Annotated in this window: 21 protein-coding genes; all 21 read left to right on the forward strand. The window is 63.3% G+C overall.

Annotated features, from left to right (window positions below; genetic code table 11):
• The first annotated feature begins 3 nt into the window (after positions 1–3).
• The 21 genes from IVB12_RS16195 to IVB12_RS16295 all read left to right on the forward strand — a co-directional run bounded on the left by IVB12_RS16195 (position 4) and on the right by IVB12_RS16295 (position 18,586).
• The gene (locus tag IVB12_RS16195; RefSeq protein ID WP_247300529.1) at positions 4–711 is read left to right on the forward strand and encodes a hypothetical protein; all 708 of its coding nucleotides are present in this window, start codon (positions 4–6) and stop codon (positions 709–711) included.
• Positions 711–1,502: a hypothetical protein gene (locus IVB12_RS16200; RefSeq protein ID WP_247300532.1), complete on the forward strand. Its 792-nt coding sequence runs from the start codon at positions 711–713 to the stop codon at positions 1,500–1,502. Before IVB12_RS16195 ends, IVB12_RS16200 begins: the two co-directional genes overlap by 1 nt.
• A complete protein-coding gene (locus tag IVB12_RS16205) occupies positions 1,499–2,257 on the forward strand; it encodes a hypothetical protein (protein ID WP_247300533.1) in 759 nt (252 codons plus the stop codon). The genes IVB12_RS16200 and IVB12_RS16205 overlap by 4 nt, the downstream gene beginning before the upstream one ends.
• Positions 2,257–2,598, forward strand: a complete 342-nt coding sequence (locus IVB12_RS16210; protein ID WP_247300535.1) for a hypothetical protein — start codon at positions 2,257–2,259, stop codon at positions 2,596–2,598. The genes IVB12_RS16205 and IVB12_RS16210 overlap by 1 nt, the downstream gene beginning before the upstream one ends.
• A gap of 8 nt (positions 2,599–2,606) precedes the next feature.
• Positions 2,607–3,044: an HK97 gp10 family phage protein gene (locus tag IVB12_RS16215; protein ID WP_247300537.1), complete on the forward strand. Its 438-nt coding sequence runs from the start codon at positions 2,607–2,609 to the stop codon at positions 3,042–3,044.
• A complete protein-coding gene (locus IVB12_RS16220; protein WP_247300538.1) occupies positions 3,041–3,442 on the forward strand; it encodes a minor capsid protein in 402 nt (133 codons plus the stop codon). Before IVB12_RS16215 ends, IVB12_RS16220 begins: the two co-directional genes overlap by 4 nt.
• A gap of 9 nt (positions 3,443–3,451) precedes the next feature.
• Positions 3,452–3,976, forward strand: a complete 525-nt coding sequence (locus IVB12_RS16225; protein ID WP_247300539.1) for a TIGR02594 family protein — start codon at positions 3,452–3,454, stop codon at positions 3,974–3,976.
• Between the two features lie 93 nt (positions 3,977–4,069).
• Positions 4,070–4,924 carry a hypothetical protein gene (locus IVB12_RS16230; RefSeq protein WP_247300540.1) on the forward strand — a complete coding sequence of 285 codons (855 nt, stop codon included), beginning with the start codon at positions 4,070–4,072 and terminating at the stop codon, positions 4,922–4,924.
• Positions 4,925–5,018: 94 nt separating this feature from the next.
• Positions 5,019–5,369, forward strand: coding sequence for a hypothetical protein (locus IVB12_RS16235; protein ID WP_247300541.1), 351 nt, complete (start codon positions 5,019–5,021; stop codon positions 5,367–5,369).
• A gap of 53 nt (positions 5,370–5,422) precedes the next feature.
• Complete coding sequence (locus IVB12_RS16240) at positions 5,423–5,698, forward strand: hypothetical protein (protein ID WP_247300542.1); 276 nt, start codon at positions 5,423–5,425, stop codon at positions 5,696–5,698.
• Positions 5,682–10,256 (forward strand): tape measure protein, encoded by a 4,575-nt coding sequence (locus IVB12_RS16245; RefSeq protein ID WP_247300543.1) that lies wholly within the window; start codon positions 5,682–5,684, stop codon positions 10,254–10,256. The genes IVB12_RS16240 and IVB12_RS16245 overlap by 17 nt, the downstream gene beginning before the upstream one ends.
• A gap of 3 nt (positions 10,257–10,259) precedes the next feature.
• On the forward strand, positions 10,260–10,607 hold the full coding sequence (locus IVB12_RS16250) for a phage tail protein (RefSeq protein ID WP_247300544.1): 348 nt from the start codon (positions 10,260–10,262) through the stop codon (positions 10,605–10,607).
• Between the two features lie 34 nt (positions 10,608–10,641).
• Complete coding sequence (locus tag IVB12_RS16255) at positions 10,642–11,376, forward strand: phage minor tail protein L (RefSeq protein WP_247300545.1); 735 nt, start codon at positions 10,642–10,644, stop codon at positions 11,374–11,376.
• Positions 11,373–12,173 (forward strand): Mov34/MPN/PAD-1 family protein, encoded by an 801-nt coding sequence (locus tag IVB12_RS16260; RefSeq protein WP_247300547.1) that lies wholly within the window; start codon positions 11,373–11,375, stop codon positions 12,171–12,173. Before IVB12_RS16255 ends, IVB12_RS16260 begins: the two co-directional genes overlap by 4 nt.
• Positions 12,170–12,844, forward strand: a complete 675-nt coding sequence (locus IVB12_RS16265) for a hypothetical protein (RefSeq protein WP_247300548.1) — start codon at positions 12,170–12,172, stop codon at positions 12,842–12,844. Before IVB12_RS16260 ends, IVB12_RS16265 begins: the two co-directional genes overlap by 4 nt.
• Positions 12,845–12,859: 15 nt before the next feature.
• Positions 12,860–16,507 carry a phage tail protein gene (locus IVB12_RS16270; RefSeq protein ID WP_247300550.1) on the forward strand — a complete coding sequence of 1,216 codons (3,648 nt, stop codon included), beginning with the start codon at positions 12,860–12,862 and terminating at the stop codon, positions 16,505–16,507.
• Positions 16,507–16,944, forward strand: coding sequence for a hypothetical protein (locus tag IVB12_RS16275; RefSeq protein WP_247300552.1), 438 nt, complete (start codon positions 16,507–16,509; stop codon positions 16,942–16,944). The genes IVB12_RS16270 and IVB12_RS16275 overlap by 1 nt, the downstream gene beginning before the upstream one ends.
• A complete protein-coding gene (locus IVB12_RS16280) occupies positions 16,944–17,360 on the forward strand; it encodes a hypothetical protein (RefSeq protein WP_247300553.1) in 417 nt (138 codons plus the stop codon). The genes IVB12_RS16275 and IVB12_RS16280 overlap by 1 nt, the downstream gene beginning before the upstream one ends.
• A complete protein-coding gene (locus tag IVB12_RS16285; protein WP_247300554.1) occupies positions 17,360–17,788 on the forward strand; it encodes a hypothetical protein in 429 nt (142 codons plus the stop codon). The genes IVB12_RS16280 and IVB12_RS16285 overlap by 1 nt, the downstream gene beginning before the upstream one ends.
• Positions 17,789–17,792: 4 nt before the next feature.
• Complete coding sequence (locus IVB12_RS16290) at positions 17,793–18,218, forward strand: hypothetical protein (protein ID WP_247300555.1); 426 nt, start codon at positions 17,793–17,795, stop codon at positions 18,216–18,218.
• Positions 18,218–18,586 carry a hypothetical protein gene (locus IVB12_RS16295; RefSeq protein WP_247300556.1) on the forward strand — a complete coding sequence of 123 codons (369 nt, stop codon included), beginning with the start codon at positions 18,218–18,220 and terminating at the stop codon, positions 18,584–18,586. Before IVB12_RS16290 ends, IVB12_RS16295 begins: the two co-directional genes overlap by 1 nt.
• The last annotated feature ends 16 nt before the right edge of the window (positions 18,587–18,602 follow it).

Here is an 18,602-nt window from a genome sequence, read left to right on the forward strand (position 1 = left end):
GCCTTGCAATCCTACATCGTCAAAATCACGCAGCCCGGCTGGGACAACTTCTCCGGCGACATGGGCGGCTACCAGTTCGAAAACGGCGTCTCGACCCACCCGCTGCCGCGCGCGATCTGCGACCGGATCGCAGCCAACGTGTCGGCCGAGCTGATCGATGACACCGGCGACAATCTGGGGCAGGGCGGCGCAGCTGCGCGCATTGCCTCCCGCCGCTCGATTGAATCCACCGTCGGCACGCTGCTCCAGCGCCAGACCGAAGAGGATAAGGCCGCCGAGCTGCTCACCGTCCACCAGGACGCCGGCAAGCCGCCGACCCATGAGTTCTTCACCGAGGAGCAGCTGACCGGCATCGCGGAAGCCGGCGGCATCGACGAGCTGCGCAAGCTCGCCGCTCCCTGGAACGTCAAACACCGCTCGATCCCTGGCCTGATCAACCTGATCCTCAAGGCTCAGAACAACTTCATCCAGGTCAAGGAGCAGCGCGAGAACGACGAGCGCCTGGCGCGCGCGAAGGCGCTCGATGAAACTTTGGCCGCTCGCATGCTGGAAGAGGCCGAGCAGCTGAAGAAGGCCCGCGTGCTCACGCCGGACCAGACGCCGAACGCTGTCGGCCCCGACGGCAAGCCTGTCCACGTCGATCCGGCGATCGAACAGGCCGGCGCTGACAACGCCGCGGCCAACCAGGCCGCTGCCGAGGAGCAGAGCTAATGAAGACCTTCCCGGTCGGAACTGATGCCGTTGTCGAGATCGCTTTCCTCGACAACGACGGCAATCCGGTGACCCCCACTGCGCTCTCCTACGTCGTCAAGGACGGGGAGGGCCAGGAGGTGGTCGCGCTGACGCCTATCGCAGACCTGACCGGGACTTCGACCGACATCACCGTGCCGAACGGCCTGATCGCGACCCCCGGCGGGTATTCGATCGAGCTGTTCATCACGGTCGCCGACGGACAGGTGTTCGTCCAGGAGGAGGTGTTCTCGGTCAAGCCGACCGCCCAGCTTCAGTTCCTGGTCAACACCTTCCAGACCCGCGCCAATGCGCTCTACGTCGCCAGCCAGATCCCGAACCTGACCGCATGGATGGGCGCCGGCAAGGACGACCAGACCACCGCGCTGATCGAGTCCTTCCGCCGCTTGAGCCTGCTCAACTACGTCATTCCGCGCCCCGAGGTCGATGCGCAGGACTATCTCGATATGGAATGTGCCTGGCGCCTGACCCCGCGCATGTGGCCGCTGATGACGACGAGCGTCTGGCAGGAATACCCGGCCTATTTCAAGGAGGCGCTCAACCGCGCCCAGGTGATCCAGGCCAACCAGCTCATGACCTTCGACCCGATGGCCGATCGCCGGCGGGCAGGGGTGTTCTCCGAGAAGATCGGCGAGAGCTCGCTGATGTTCAAGAACGGGGTGCGCCCGCTCGAAGAGGACACCGTCTGCCGGCCCGCGCTCAACGTGCTGGCCCAGTTCATCAACAACCGGATCAGCATCACCCGCTCATGATTACCCAGCTCATGACCACGATGGCCGAGGCCGCCGCGACCCGCTACGGCCTGCTCATCGACGGCTGGAAGGCGCTCTACGGCCGCGCGCTCGATGATCCGCGCTTCGGCGCGCCGGTGCAGATCCGCGAGGTCACCGAGGAGGCCTACGCTATGGCCCGGCGCTTTCTGGCGAGCGAAGGCACCGAGATCTCCGACGCCATGACCGACATCGCGAGCGAAGCTCATACAGCGACCCTGCGCGAGTTGAGCGTCGAAGACAGCAGCGAGCTCCCGGACGCGATCAGCGAGCACACCGACGAATTTATCGCGCATCTGACGCGCGTGCTCTCGATTCAGATCGAGAACGACATCGCGACCCTGAAGAAGACGCTTCAGCAGACGATTTTGGGCGTGACGCTTGCCGCCGCCGCCCAGCGCCTGCCGCTGCGCACCGCGCTGATCCAGCACCGGGTTGCAGCCAACACCGACATCCAATTCGGCTTCACCGATCGCAGGTCCGCCAAATGGCCGGCCGGTCGCTACGTCAAGACGATCTGGCGGCACAATCTGCTCTCGCTCTACAACGACGTGGTGCTGATGACGCTGGCCGATGCCGGCGTGGACACCGCGCGCGTCAGACACACCGACCCCACCTCGGACATCCACGGGCTCGAGATCTCCATCGTCGACAACACCGACCTGCCGACGCTCGCCGACATCCGCGACCAGGCCTTTCACCCCAACGCCAACGCAATCCTGGCGAGGAGCGTCTGATGTTCATCCCCAACCGCACCGGCAAGCTATCGCGCAAGATCGGCCGCAACATCTATGGCGAGACCACCTGGAGCTCGTGGGCGAACGTGCCCTGCGCGGTCGTGACCAATCTTGACCAGGTCGAGAAGACGCCGGTCCGCTCGGACTCGTCGGCCTCCCGCGCCGCCGCCGAGGAGCGTGTTGCCGTCGCCAAATACCTATTCGAGAAGCACGTCCAGATCGGCCAGGACGACAAGTTCGAGATCGACGACCTCGTGCTGCGCGTGATCGCGGTGCAGAAGCGCTTCTCCGTGCATGGCGTGCTCGACCATTTGGAGGTCGATTTCGACATCGCGCCATGAAAGCAGGAATGAAGGTATACGGCTGCGAGGAGCTCGCGGGTCTGATGAAACAGCTCGCCGGCAAGGTGCCGCAGCAGGGCCGCAAGATCATTGACCGCGGCGCCGACAAGATCGTCAAGGAGGCGCAGCTCAACGCGCCGGTCGACAAACACAACCTCGAAGACGCGATCCACAAGGAAAAGAACTACGAGGATCGCGGCAGGCTCAAGGTCGACCTGGTGGTGGGCGGCACCGTGCGCGGCGTCGACGTCGACCAATACGCCATGCTCATCCACGAGAATTACGAGGGTATGAACCCCGGCCCCGGCACGCTCGCCAAGCGCTCGGCCAATCCCGGCCGCTACGTCGGCGGCAAGTTCCTGGAGCGGGCGGTCGACGACAACATGCCCAAGATCATCAAGCAAATGTCCGAAGCCATCATGCGTGAACTGGCGGTGCTGAAATGAAACTCGAGATCCTCGCCCAGCTGCTTCAGGATGCCGGCCTCGGCACCATCGGCACCGATATCTACGTCCATTCGATGCCAGCCGACGTCCGCAAGGGCATTCTGCTACGCGACCCGCTCGCCGGCACCAAGGTCGATCCGGGCCTGCCGGGCTATTACCGCAGCCGTCTGCAGGCGATCGTGCGCGCGCCCGCGCACGCCGAGGGCAAGACGCTCTCCGACGCCGTGGCCAAGAAGCTCGAGATGGGCAAGCGGATCTTCAACAACGATGACGGCAGCCTCTCGATGCAGGTCAACTACATCTACCTCGAGCAGCTGCCCATCGTTTACCCCTGGACGCCGGCGAACGCCCTGGAGTGGTCCCTTAATTTCGTCACCTCATACGTCGAACCCCGATAGGAGACTGCAATGCTGCCCGCTGCCTATGCCTGGCTGGTCAATGAGCCCGGCCCGAAGATGCTGATCGAGATGCTGAAGATCTACGGCACCCTCGAGACCCCCGGCTCCCGCGACAATCCAACCATCCTGGCCTGGGCCAAGGAGATCGGCGTCGAGAAGGACTACGTCCACGATTCGATCCCGTGGTGCGGTCTCGCCATGGGCGTGGTCGCCAAGCGTGCCGGCAAGGAATTCCCCAAGACCCCGCTCTGGGCGCTGTCCTGGGCCGAGTTCGGCACCAAGCAGCCCCACCCGATGCTCGGCGACGTGCTGGTGTTCAAGCGCGACGGCGGCGGACACGTCACCCTCTATGTCGGCGAGGACGAGAGCGCCTATCACTGCATCGGCGGCAACCAGTCGGACCAGGTCAACGTCACCCGGATCGGCAAGAGCCGCCTCTACGCAGCCCGCCGCGCCCCGATGACCGTGCCGCCGGCGAACCTGCGCGTCGTGCATCTGTCCGGATCGGGCAAGCTCTCGACCAACGAGGCGTAATATTATAAGTCAGTTCTGACTTGTCTGCGCAATAAAATGACCGTAGAATAGAGCTCATCAGTTTCTGCGGTCATTTTGCAAAGGATCGGATCCATGCCGTCGAATACCCAAAACGTTAAGCTGGGCGTGTGCTCGGTGACTTTCGGCGGCGTTGACCTGGGCTACACCCAGGGCGGCGTCGAAGTTACGGTTGCCACCACGACCAAGAAGGTCATGGTCGACCAGTTCGGCCAGTCCGAGATCAATGAATACATCATGGGCCGCACCTGCTCGGCCAAGGTTCCGCTCGCGGAGACGACCCTGGACAACCTGGTGCAGATCATGCCCGGCGCGACCAAGGTTGCGACCGGCGGCGTCAAGGCCACCGGCACCGTCACCTTCTCGGTGGCTGCGCCGACTGACGGCGATACCGTCACTGTGAACGGCAAGGTCTTCACCTTTGATGCGGCCCCCGCCGTCGAAGGCGAAGTCGCAACCGGTGCTACGTTCGCCGAAGCAGCCGCCAATTTCGCGGCTGCGATCAACGCTTCGATCGACCCGAAGGTCGTGAACCTGTCGGCTTCGGCCGCGGCTGGCGTCGTGACGATCACTGCGGACACCCAGGGCACCTGGGCCAATTCCTACGCGCTGGCCAAGACCGGCACCAACATCACCACGTCGGGCGCGACCCTGACCGGTGGTGCCGATGCGACCAAGGTTCGCGTCGACGTTCCGAACGGCATCGGCATCTCGCTGCTCGCCTCGGCCAAGACCCTCGTCTTGCACCCGATCGCGAACGCCCCGGACGACCACTCGGACGACTTCGTCATTCCGCTGGCCAACACCCCCGGCGCAATGCAGTTCTCATTCAAGCTCGACCAGGAGCGCCTGTTCCCGGTCGACTTCAACGCCTACCCGGACAGCGTGACCAAGCGCCTGTTCTACGTCGGCGACGGTTCTGCGGCGTAGCCCGATAAGTCAGTATTGACTTATCCAAACGGTTGATCCAAAAGTGACTGGTGGAGCTCGTGCTCCGCCAGTTTTCTTTTGCCAGCAGGAACCCATGTCCAACCCGAACCGCGTAGTCCTCGACCTCGATGCGATCGTCCCCGAAAAGGACGTTGTGCTGAAGCTCGACAACAAGGAGCACCCGCTTCACCCGGTCACCGTCGAAAACTTCGTCAAGAACATGAAGACGATGGAGAAGCTCGGCACCGGCGCGCTCGATACCGAGCAGGAAAAGAACCTGATCGTCGAGATGCTGGAGCAGGTGTTTCCGACCGTCGAGAAGGGCCGCTTCGCCCGGCTCACGATGATCCAGCTCGACCAGCTCCTGACCTTCGCCCGCGCCAACTCCGGTGAGGAGCAGGTCGCGACGGAGGCCAGCGAAAACCCTCCGAAGGCGGCGGCGTAGTCAAAGCCTTCGACTGGGGGTTCGCCTTCAGCCGCGTCGTCGCCTTCTACGGCATGAGCGTCAAAGAGGTCCGCGGCCTGGCCATGCAGACCTTCTGGATGCTCCACCGCAATATCGACCGGATCTCGGCAGAGCGCGACCAGCGCAGTGCCTTGGTCCAGATGCAGTCCCAGTCCACGGACGGGGTTAAGAACTTGATGGAAGATCTGCGCAAGCAGATGGGCACAATCATCGAATTTGAGGAGACGGCACCGACCAAGCTCGATCGCAAGGCGCTGCATGCGCTCGACGCTATCGGAGATTTGACGAACAATGCCTATCCGGGTTGAACTCGAACTAGAAGACGGCTCCTTCACCTCCCGCATGATCCATGCGGGTGAAACTGTCGAGCAGTTTCGCAAGAACGTGGGGCAGGGCGTCGTCTCGATCGAGCGGCTCAACGACAAGGCGACGACCTTCTCCGGCACGCTGCGCGACGTCGCGATCACCGCCGGCCTCGCCACCATGGCGATCGGCGCCCTCCACAACGTTTCGGACGGCTGGATCGGCTCGATCGTCAAGATCAACGCCGAGATGGAGCGTCTGAAGTTCCTGCTCGCCGGCATGAACAAGTCAGCCGACCCGGTCAAGGAAGCGGCCCAGCAGGTCGCATACCTGCGTGACTTCGCCAAGGACGCCCCGTTCTCGCTGAAAGCTCTGTCGGACAGCTTCGTGAAGCTGAAGTCGACCGGCATCGACCCGATGGCCGGGGCCCTCAAGGGTCTCACCGACGGCATCGCGGCCTTTGGCGGCAATGACGAGGTGCTGCACCGCGCCTCGATCGCGATCCAGCAGATGGCCGGTAAGGGCGTCATCCAGATGGAAGAGTTGCGGCAGCAGCTCGGCGAAGCGATGCCGCGCGCGGTCGAACTCATGGCCCGGTCCATGGGCGTTTCGACGGCCGAACTGATCCAGATCGTCGGCAAGGGCACGCTCGAGGCCAAGACCTCGCTTGCCGCCTTCACCATGGAGCTCGACCGGACCTTCGGCGGCGCCGCGGCCAATCAGATGAACACCTTCAACGGCCTGGTGTCGCGAACCACCACGCTGTTTCAGAACCTGGCCCTCCAGGCCGGCGAAGCTGGTTTCTTCGAGGCCATCAAGGACAAGCTGCGCCAGTTCAACGAGGCGCTGTCGAGCCAGAAGTTCGAGCAGTTCGCCGGCGCGGTCGGCCGCTGGGCAACCTCTGTCGTGAACTTCGCGGCGAGCGGCGTCTCGTGGATGATCCAGTTCAAGGACGAGATTATCAATGTCGGTCTTGCGCTGGGCACCGCCTTCGGCGCCGCGAAGATCGCCCAGATCATTCAGGGCTTCGGCGCCATGACGTTGCAGATGCGCGCCGGCATCTCGCTGATCCGCAACGAATGGGCGCTGATGACCGCGGCGAGCGGCAAGGCCTTCGCGGGTCTCGGCACTGCCTTTGCGTTCGGCGCCCAGGCCGGCACGCTGACCAATATGGCCGGCATTTGGGCGACCCTGACCCAAACGATCTCCGGCACGGGCACCGCGATCACCAAGCTTCTGCCGGTGCTTGGCGCCTGCTTCGCGTTTGTCGCCGAATTCGCCCTGCCGCTGACCGCGATGGGCGCGGCGCTCTATTTCGTCTACGAGGCCTTCACCAAAGAATCGCGCGCGGCCGAAGAGGCCTATGACACCATGGTCAAGTTCGGCGCGCAGACCCAGGAACAGATCAAGCTCGCGGATCAGCATGTCAAGTCGCTGGAGGCTCGGGCGGACGCTCTGCGCGCGGTGGCAAAGGCCCAGTCGGAAGGCGCGTTCGGCGCCGGAGGGGAAGGCCTTGGTCGCGTCACCGACAAGGACGCTGGCGATGCCCGCAAGGACGCCAACGACGCACGCCAAAAGCTGATTGACGAAGAGGTCAAGCTTGAGAAGACCCGCGCGGAGAAGTTCGCGCAGGAACAGATGCGCGCGCTTCAGGAGCAGCAGTCGCGCCGCAAGCTTGGCTACGACAAGGAATCGATCGCGGCCGCCGAAGCGCACGAAAAGGAAATGCAGTCGCTGAAGACGGCCAACAAGGACACCTCGGCCGAGAAGGAGCGCTATCTTACCGAGACCCGCGAGCGCCAGCTGGCCCAGTATAAGCTGGAGCAGCAGGACGCCGAGGATCACCTGCGCTCGGTCCAGTTGCTGGCCTCGCTCGGCGACAAGAACGCGATCGCCGGCCTAGAGAAGACCACCCAGGAGGTCACTGCGATCATCGCTGACCGGCAGAAGAAGGTCACCGAGCTCCAGGACATGGCCAAGGGGCCGCAGGAAATCCGCAAAGACACCGACATCGCCAAGCTGATCGAGAAGGCTCAGAGCAAGCTCGACAGCTCCAAGGGCGACCTGGCGGCGCAGAAGGCAGAGCTCCAGGGCCTGTCCGGCGAATACGCGCGTCTCGCCTATATGATCGAGAACGCGGCGGCCAAGTCGAACGCGATGTATGTTCTGAACAACCCGGTCGTTCAGAAACTGATCGAGGATCTCAAGGCGACCCAGGTCGAAGCCGACAAGGTCAAGGAAGCGCTCGACGGCCTGAAGGCGCTCGACAGCGACCTGGCCTCGGCCAACGCCAACGCGCGTCAGGAATATCTGAAGCAGATCAACGACGGCAAATCGAGCGTCTTCGATAGCATCGCGGCAAAGGCCGATGCAGGCTTGTATTCCGGCAAGAGCGCGATCGCGCGCCTGCTCGGCGGCATCAAGACGGCTGCCGAAGAGGCCGGCAAGGCTCAAGATGGCGCGTTCGGGCAGGGCATGGTCGACAAGACCATGACTTTTGCCGGCGCGCTGGAGAAGGTGCAGGGCATCTGGAAGGGCATTCGCGATTATGCGGCCGGCACTACGAACAGCCCGGCTCCGTCGGCGCCCGGCGGGAGCTCGGTGACCGGCAGCTACGCTTCGAAGGTGATCCAGGCCGAGAGCAGCGGTGATCCGAATGCAAAGAGCACGCGCTCCTCGGCAGCGGGCCTCGGCGGCTTCACTGAAGGCACCTGGATGGACTTCATCAAGGAGAACCGCCCCGACCTGCTCGACCTCGGTCCGGAGATGCTCCAGCGTCTGCGCAAAGATCCTGGCATGGTGAGCCAGGCGATCGACTGGTATGGCAACAAGAATGCCGGGGTTCTGAGCCGAAATGGCTTCCAGGCCAACGACGCGAACACCTATCTGGCGCACTTCCTGGGAGCCGGCGGTGCGCTGTCGGTGCTGCGTGCCGATCCCTCGACGCCGCTCGACCAGATCAAGGCGCTCGAAGCCGCGCGCAAGAGCAACCCCGAAGTGTTCAGCCGCGCCGGCACCGCGGGCGGCTTGCAGGCATGGGCAGAGGCTCGGATGGGCGACGGCGTCACCACCACGCGCGCCGCTGACACCTCGAGCTACGCTCGCGCGCGCGCCGCGGCAACCTCGCCCGAGCAGCTCGCCCAGATGGCCGAGACCAAGGCAATCGAGGATCTCGCCAAGTCGCTGAAGGGCATGAACGACCTGAAGAAGTTCGGTCAGGACATGAAGGAGGCTGTCGCCGCCGCCAAGGAGAACGAGGACGGCAACAGCAAATATCGCAATGCGCTGACCAAGATGATCCGCAGCGGCAAGGCGCTGCCGGACAATCGCGACCCGAGCTCGCCGGAATACGCCGCCATGTTCAGCCAGGCTGACCAGAGCGATGCGGCGCTGCGCGAGGCTGCGGAGACCAAGAAGCGCAACGAGCGCCTGAAGCAGATCCGCGAGGGTCTGCCGACCGACAGCGACGTCATGGACGAAAAGACCGCGGAGGCGCTGAAGCGGCTTCAGGACAAGAGTAAGTTCAAGCTCTCCGACGGCTATTACGCCGAAGAGAAGAAGACAGCGAAGAACATCGGCCTGTTCATGTCCGACAGCGAGGCCAATCCCAACAACAAGGCGCAGAACGACCAATACATCGCGCAGCTTCAGCAGGAGCTGGAGAAGCGCAAGAACCTCGAGGTCACCAACACCCTCAACACCGAGACCCAGAAATACGAGGCCATCAAGCGCAGCCTGATGACCACCGACCAGGCTCGCCAGGACGCCTACCAGGCCGAGCTGAAGCGGCTCGATGACTTGCTGGCCAAGGACACCTCGACCGGCGAGGAGCGCGCGGCCAAGGAGGAGGAGGTTGCGCGGCGCAAGGCGCTCCTGGCGCGCCAGCAGTTCGACCTGACGCCGATCGGCGGCATGCTGAAGCAGTGGTCCGACTATGGCCACAATCTCGAGCAGGCCGCGACCGGCTGGATGAACGGCTTCAACGACAAGCTGGCCGACATGGTCATGAAGGGCCGCGTCAACTTCCGCTCGCTCGCCCAGAGCATCGAGAAGGACATCATCACGATGTCCCTCAAGGCGGCCGAGAGCAAGTTGTTCTCCGGTCTCTTGGGCCTGGGCGGCTTCAGCGGCGGCGGCGTTCCCGGCACAATGGAGATCGGCGGGCAGTCCTTCGTCGCCTACCACCACACCGGCGGCGTCGCTGGCTCGGCCATGCCGAACCGCCGCGTCAACATGAACCTGTTCGCCGGCGCGCAGCGCTTCCACACCGGCACGGGCGGCATGACGCTGGGCGGCGACGAGATCCCGATCATCGCCAAGCGGGGCGAGCAGGTCGATTGGCCCGAGAACCTGGCGCGCCAGTATGGCGGCAAGGGCGGCGGAACATTCGCCATGGGCGACATCAATATCCACGGCGCCTCTAACGGCTCGCCCTCGCAGAACAAGGATCTCGCCGAGCAGATCGCGGGCCAGGTCCGCGCTGCGGCGTCCGAGATGATGGGTCGCGAGCTCCGAACTCAGATGCGGCCCGGCGGCACCATTCGCGCTATGACAGGACGATAAGCCATGCCATTCGACACCTTCACCCCGCCGGTTCCGCAGTCGCCGGGCACCAAGATGAGCCCCGAGATCAAGACCCTCGAGGCCCCCTTTGGCGACGGATACACCCAGGGCTCACCAGACGGCGTGCAGAGCGTTCGCGAGGTCGCGACGCTGAACTGGGCTGTGCTGCTAGAGGAGCAGGCGGACGAGATCTACAGCTTCTTCAAGGCGCACAAGGGCACGATCCCGTTCTACTACGCGCTGCGGGACGGTGTCGTGCGCAAGTGGACCTGTAAGCAGTTCGACCGGCTCTGGGACACGCCGAACACGGTGACGGCAACGTTCCGCGAAAGTTTCATTGCGGACACTTGATTTATAAGTCAGTTCTGACTTATATGATCGGGCAATGACCGCACTTACCGAAGAAGCCCAGAAGCTATCCCTGTCCGCTCCCATCGCGCTCTATCGGCTCGATGCGACGGCGGCGGGCGCGGCCATCTATTACTTTGTCCAAGCCAGCGAGGACGGCGGCGCAGGGGTCACGTTCGGAGGCCAGCTCTACCGCGCGATCGACATCGCCCTTGATGGCTTCGAGGTCAACGCCGGCGGCGTGCTGCCGACCCCGAAGATGCAGATCGCAAACTCGGATCTGCTTATTCAGTCCTTGGTCAACACCTATGGCGACCTCGCCGGCTGCGAGCTGCGCCGCGTTCGCACCTTCCGCCGCTTCCTCGACGGGCAGCCCGAGGCCGACCCGAGCGCCTATATGGGCCCGGACGTGTTCCGGATCGAGCGCAAGAGCGACGAGAACCCGATCTACATCGAATGGGAGCTCTCGGCCGCGATCGACCAGGAAGGCAAGCTCTTGCCTGGCCGGCAGTTCATCCGCGACGTTTGCACGCGCCGCTATCGCCGCTACGACCCCACCAATCCGGCCGCGGCCACGGACGGCTTCGTCTACCCGACGATCTTCCCGTGTCCCTACACGGCCTCGCCTTCCTTCACTTCGACCGGCGTGCCCACGGTCCCCGCCCAGGACAAGTGCGGCCGCAAGCTCTCGGACTGCAAGCTCCGCTTCGGCAACAACACCGCGCTGCCGATGGGCGCATTCCCCGGCATCGGACGGGTGCCCACCTCATGATCGAAGCCTACGAACAGACCGTTCTCGAGTTTCTAGGACCGCAGGCCATCGCGGATGCGAAGGCGCATGCGATCGCCGAATTCCCCAAGGAGAGCTGTGGCTTCATCGCCGGCGGCGTCTATTTCGCCTGCGAGAACAAGAACGCCGAGCCGACCAAGGAATTCGAGATTCGGGACGAGCGCTACGACGCCGCCTTCGCTGCGGGCGCGGTGACCGCGATCATTCATTCTCACCCCTATGGCCCGATGGTGCCCTCTGGGCTCGACATGAGCCAGCAGATCGCGACCGGCGTGCCGTGGGTGATCATCGTGCTCAACGAGCAGGGCGTTCACAAGACGGTCGCCTGGGGCGGCAATCTGCCGATCGCCCCGGTGATCGGGCGCCCCTTCGTCCACGGGATCTTCGACTGCTACAGCCTGGTCCGCGACGTCTTCCGGCTCGGCAAGGAAGGCATGGCCGCGCAGGGCATCTCCTGGCCGCACGATCCGGTCGAGCTGCCCGAGGTGGCGCGCGCCGACAATTGGTGGCAGGGCGAGGATGATCTCTACGTCGCGCACCTGGCGCCGGTCGGCTTCAAGCAGATCAGTCGCTCGGAGGCGCGCGAGGGCGACGGCTTTCTCTGCGCACTGGGCGACAGTCGCGCCAACCCCAACAAGCGTCTCAACCACGCCGCGCTGATCGTCGAGCGCGACCAGGTGCTGCATCACTTCACCAACCACCTCTCCGCGCGCAAGCCTGCCGGCGCCTGGGCGCGCGCCGCCGAGATGTGGGTTCGCTACGAGGGTTCGTCGAAATGATGCGGACCATTCACCTGCACGGCAAGCTCGGCAAAGAGTTCGGCCAGTCCCATCGCTTCGAGGTTGCGACGGCCGCTGAAGCGTTGCGCGCGCTCAACTGCGCATTCCCCGGTCGCTTCGTGAAAGCGATCGAGCACGGGGCTTATAAGCTTGTGCGGGGCGATAAGCGCAACGGGATGCAGCTCGACATCGATCTGATCAATCAGTTCAATCTGGGTCAGGCCGATCTGCACGTCATTCCGGTCGCGCGCGGCGCCAAGAACGAGACTGCCAAAGGCACTGGCAAGATCATTCTCGGCTCAATTCTGATCGGCGGCGCGATCTTCTTCTCAGGCGGCACGCTGGCTGCTCCGCTGTCGGGCATGGGCGCATCCGCCTTCACCATTCTGGGCGGCAGCATCACCTACGGCAACATCGCGCTGATCGGCCTTGGCCTGGTTCTCGCCGGCGCCTCGACGCTGATGTCCAAGCCCGAAGTCAGCACCGCCTCGAACAACGTCAGCGTCAACGGCGGCAACATCGGCAATTCCGGACAGCAGGGCAATGCGGTCACGCTGATCTATGGCGAGTGTCTGGTTGGGTCCACGCCGATCCAGGCCTGGTCCGATGTCGAGGACATCGATGTCTACGCGGACAGTCAGGGGTCCATCGAGACCGCCTTTGGTCATTAATCGGAGTGGCAATTTGTGAACGCGCTAGTCAAACCGGATGAACTGCTGCGGCTCGCCGTCAAAGGCGCGGGCGGCGGCGGCGGTAAGGGCGGTGGTGGCTCCGGCTCCACCGATGACGATTCGCTGCGTTCCTCAACCAAGGTCTATCTGATCGAGGCGCTGGGCGAGGGACCGATCGTCGGCCTCGTCAACGGCGGCAACTCGATCTATTTCGACGATACGCCGCTGATCAACATCGACGGCAGCAAGAACTTCGTCGGCGTCACCTGGGATCAGCGCACCGGCCTGCCGGATCAGACGCCGATCACCGACGGCGGCCCGGCGCAGACCTCGACTCCGTTTTCCGTCGAGACCCAGGTCAAGCGATCCGTCCCTGTCATTCGCACGATCGACGATCCGAACGCCTCGTCGGTGCAGGTCATCATTCGCATTCCGGCGCTGGTCAAGGCTGACAAGGACACCGGCGATGTCACCGGCACGTCTGTCACTTACCAGATCGACCGGCGCGCCGCGGGCGGCAACTGGGAAACGATCGCCCAGCCTACAATCAACGGCAAGGTCTCCTCGCCCTACAACAAGGCCCATGTGGTCCCGGCGCCCTTCAATCGGGAATCGCCCTGGGATATCCGCGTCTCGCGCATCACCGAGGATCCGGACCCGGTTGAGGCCGCGCTGCTCCAGAACGAGACCTGGTGGCAGAGCTACTCGACCATCATTTCGAGTTCCTTCACCTACAACGACACCGCGCTCGTTGCGCTGGCGATCGACGCCTTCCTGTTCGGCTCCAACGTCGGCACCCGCGGCTACCATGTGCGCGGGCTGATCATCGACGTGCCCTCGAACTACGATCCGATCGCCAAGACCTACTCGGGGGTCTGGGACGGCACCTTCAAGTCGGCCTGGAGCTCGAACCCGGCCTGGATCTTCTATGATCTCATCACCAACAACCGCTACGGGCTCGGCGAATTCGTCAACCCGGCGCTGATCGACAAGTGGTCGCTCTACCAGATCGGCCAGTATTGCGACCAGCGCGTGCCGTCCGGCTTCAAGGACAGCAACGGCAACGACATCCTCGAGCCGCGGTTTGCCTTCAACGGCGTCATCAAGAACCGCGAGGAGGCCTATACCGTCCTACAGAACATCACCGCAGCCTTCCGCGGCATGGCCTATTGGTCGCTGGGGCAGGTGTTCTGCGCCGCCGACATTCCCTCGGACCCGGTCGCCAGCTTCTCGCCGGCGAACGTGATCGATGGTCACTTCAAGTATTCCGGCACCGCCATGAAGGCGCGGCACTCGGTCGCCGTCGTCACCTGGCAGGATCCGAACAACTACTTCCGCGACGCGCCCGAGGTCGTCCAGGACGACGACATGATCGAGCGGTTCGGCTGGCGCCAGACCGACGTGCAGCTGATGGGCTGCACCTCGCGCGGCCAGGCGCACCGCTTCGGCAAATGGATCCTCGACACGGAGCGCAATCAGACCGAGACGGTCCAGTTCGCGATCTCCTGGGATGGGTACGTCCTGAAGGAGAACCAGCAGGTCAAGCCGGGCGACATCATCCTGGTGGCCGATCCCCGCAAGAACGGCAACTACCGCGCCGGCGGGCGCCTGCTCGAGGTCGCCGACGCCGGTCATGTCACGCTCGACTTCCCGTTCGAGCCAGAGGCCGGCCAGACCTACACCTTGAGCTCGATGTTGCCCGATGGCTCGTTCGAGACCCGCACGGTCGCAAGCTTCGGCGCCGACAACGCCACGATCACGCTTGCGACCCCGTTCTCGGCGCCGCCGGTGCTTAACGCCGACTGGATCATCCAGTCCGCGAACATGGTCGCGCGTCAGTATCGCGTCATGGCGGTGCAGGAAGACGCCAAGAACATCTTCAAGATCACGGCGCTGATCCACGATCCCAACAAATACGCGCGCGTCGAGCAGAACCTGGCGCTCGACAAGATTCCCTATGTCCGACCGCGCAACATCATCGCCAAGGTCACCAACCTCCGGGCCGACGAGGCGCATTATTTCCAAAACGGCGTCTCGCACTCGCGCGTGACCCTGTCGTGGACTGGCCCCAATGACTTCCAGGTCGCCGATTACCTGATCACGGCCGACAGCCCGCACGGCTTCGTCAACTTCAATTCTGTGACGCAGCCCTCGCTCGACATCACCGACGCCACGGCCGGCGACTGGACCTTCTATGTCGTCACGCGCTCGCTCACCGGCGCCACCTCGGCACCGGTCAGCCTGCAATTCACCGTGGCAGGCTGGGAGGCCGTCGACGGGCCGCTACCCTCCGGACTGGCATCGACCGACGGCGGTGGCGTATTCCTCGGCCGCGCGCCGACGATCACCTGGACCAATACCTTCCCGCCCGCGGCGGTGATCTATCAGGTCAAGAACGTGGTGCGTGTCTATGACGGCGCGACCAACGTGCTGCTGCGCACGGAGACCGTGCAGTCGACCACCTACACCTATTCCTACGAAGCCAACCTCAATGACGGCGGGCCACGCCGCAACCTGCGCATCGATGTCACGGCTCTGTCGGTCACCGGGGTCGAGTCCGCGCCCGCCTCGATCGTGCTGGCAAATGCGCCGCCTGCGGCACCCACGATCACGGTGAAGCCTGGCGTTGGCTCGCTCGAAGCGGCCTGGTCAGCCAACGATCTGGATTACGCCGGCGCACTGGTCTGGGCCTCAACCAATGCGGGCTTTATCCCGACGCTGGAGAACTTCGTCTACGACGGCCCGGACACCAAGGCGAATATCGTCATCGGGGCCGGCAATTATTACGTCTGGGTTGCGAACTACGACGCCTTCGGCAAGGTCGGGCTCAACATCGGTGGCCCGCAGACGGTCATGGTCAACGACCTGAATTCCACCCTGGCCAACGTGCTGCCGGACCTGCTTTCGGCTGCTGGTCAGGTCACGGTCAGGGATGTCGACGATATAGGCGATCAGCTCGCTGGCATCCTCAATCAGATCGTCCAGGATCGCGACTGGAACGACCAGCTCCACGCGCGTCACGAGCAGGCGCTGTCGGTTAAGTCCGACGGCCTGTCCGCCATGATCGTCGAGGAGCAGACCGCCCGGATCGAGCAGGGGCTTGCGGAAGCCACCGCTCGCCAGGCGCTCGAAGCGACGATCAATGACACTGTCATCGCCCAGCTCGCGACCGAACAGATCGCGCGCGCCACGGCCGACGAAGCTCTCTCGCAGCAAGTCACAGCGCTCAGTGCGCAAGTCAATGACGACATCGCAGCAGCGCTACAGACAGAGCAGACAGCGCGCGCAGACGCTGACAGCGCGCTCGCGCAGTCGATCAGCACTGTCTCAACGACTGTCGGAAGTCACACCGCATCGCTCTCGACGATCCAGAGCAGTGTCGATGGTGTCAAGCTGCAATACGGCGTGATCGGCACGATCAACGGCACCACCGGCGGCTTCCTGTTCCAGGGCGTGCAGAAGCTCGACGGCACGGTCTCTTATACCCTCTCGATCGAGGGCGACGTGATCGTGGACGGCTCGCTGTCAGTCAACAAGCTCCAGGCCAACTTCCTGAGCGCCTACAGCGGCACCTTTAACACCCTGACCGCCGGCATTCTCAGGAGCACCGACAACAGAATGGTGATGAATCTCATCAACCGAACCTTGATTATTTCGGACTGATGACCCAGCGCATCTACATAGCGCCTGACCGCGTGACGGTGTCGAAGCCTGGCTACGACGCCGTGAACCCGCCTGCTGTCGACTACAAATACCTCGCGCTGGACTCGCGCCTGACCAGCAACAAGCCGCTCGAAATCGGTCTGATCCCGACCTTTGTTCGCGGCATGACCGTCAACTACACAACGACCTATGCCGGCATTCCCGGCGTAGATATCGTCGTCTACAACACCGGTTCGATTGCAGGGGTTGGCAACTTTATCCGATATCAGCGCGGCATCGTCATCCGCGATGCCGGATCGGTCGCCTATAACCGCTCGCACTTTTACCTTGGCTGCTACAACAACCATTTTGTGGTCGGCGAGGATGTCCAGTATGTCGGGTCGTCCCTAACCGGTGGCTCTTATCCTGCTTTCTATGTTCTCTGGCAGACCTGGTAATGACACAGCGCTTTCTCGCCGGCTATCACGCCGGCTTCAATGCTATGGGCGTCTGGCTGTCTCAGCCGGGTGTCGATGTGACGCAGGCGGGCCCCGCCGCGAACTTCCTGCTGCGCTCGGATCTCAAATACGAGCAAATCGTCCTGTCGGGCAGCCTGGTGGTCGGCTCTGGGCAGACCGTGGCGGTGGCGCTGCCGGCGGACCTGATCAAGCAGCCCTACCTCATGCTGACCGCGAACACCAGAAGTGACCTCGAATACCCGAGTGATCTCGGCGCGACCGCGCCGGGCGGTGCAAACGGTAACGAGGTCCTTTTGCAGCCCTTGATCTTTCGCGATCAAATTCAATTCTACAACGGTTCCCAATCGACCATCGTCGGCTTCTACATCGTCTTTAACAGGAGCGTCGGCACCTGATGGTCCAGCGTGTTCTCATTCAAGGTGGCCAGTCCGCGGCGATGACGGTTAGCCTTCCCGGCATCGAAGTCACCACGGCCGATTGCAATCAGACCTGCTTCGATTCGCGCTGGTCGGGTCTGACGCCGTTCATGAAAGGCACCGTGCAGGTTAACGGCGTGAACGGGCAGAATGCCGCTGCCAGCGTCGGCTTCGGGCAGACGCTCGACGCTCCGCCGCTGTTCTTTGGTTATGCGCAGACCCTCAGCCCGTCAAATGGACAGCCGCTCGGCGATTTCGGCACGACTCCTTACATGCTGCGTGGCAACGGCATCGACGAGTGGTTCTACGTCGGGGTCGGCACGAGCTCGCTTACTTTCATGGTGAACGGCTGGGGCGGATCGATATTGCGGCTGACTTTTTCTCTCTTCAAGCGAACTTCAGGATAGACCAATGCTTGTGTGCTACGACGACAAGACCGGCATGATCAACCAGTGCATCATTCAGGCACCCGTAACCCTTGAGGAGCTCGCCAAACGCTACGAAGAGATGGGTGTGCCCCACGTCATGGTCGACTGGGACAGCCCCGACGACATCTTCACCCACTACGTCAAGAACGGGCAGATGATCGAGAAGCCGCCGATCGAGCTCTCCGGCGAGAACCGGGTCGTAAAGGCCGACGGCGTCGACACCCTGACGTTTCAGGTCTGGCCGCCGAATGCCGCCGTCAAGGTGTTCTTCGGTGACACTCCGATCCATGAGGAGACGCTTACCGACGGCACGATCGAGTTCTCAATCGACCATCCGGGCAGCTATCGGATCGACATCGGCGCCGAGTTCCCCTGGCTCGGGACGTCCTTTACTGTGGAGGCTGTGTGATGAGGATTTCGATCAATCCGCTGGAACAGCTCGTCAAGCGGGCCGAGCGGCGCATCAACTTCCAGAAGGTCGTCTCGGCCCAGGATCTGGCGCACGATCGCAAGCGGCAGCTCGCCCAAGCGGTGCTCGCCGGCGCGGCGCCCAGTCCCGAGTTTCAACAGGCGGCCGTGATCGAGGGCGTCTCTGTTGAAACCCTTGCCAAGACGATCGTTTCCAAGCCCGACGTGATGATGGAAGCCGAGAATGCCCGCCGGGAACTCATTGTCCGGGTTCGATCGGCCAAGACGCCGGAGGAGATCGAGCAGGTCCTCGACGAAGAGGGGATTTGGCCTCACCACGAGGATAAGAAGCCCCTTTTGGTGCCCTAGTCTATAAGTCAGTATT

Source organism: Bradyrhizobium sp. 179, from assembly GCF_023073535.1.
Lineage (GTDB): Bacteria > Pseudomonadota > Alphaproteobacteria > Rhizobiales > Xanthobacteraceae > Bradyrhizobium.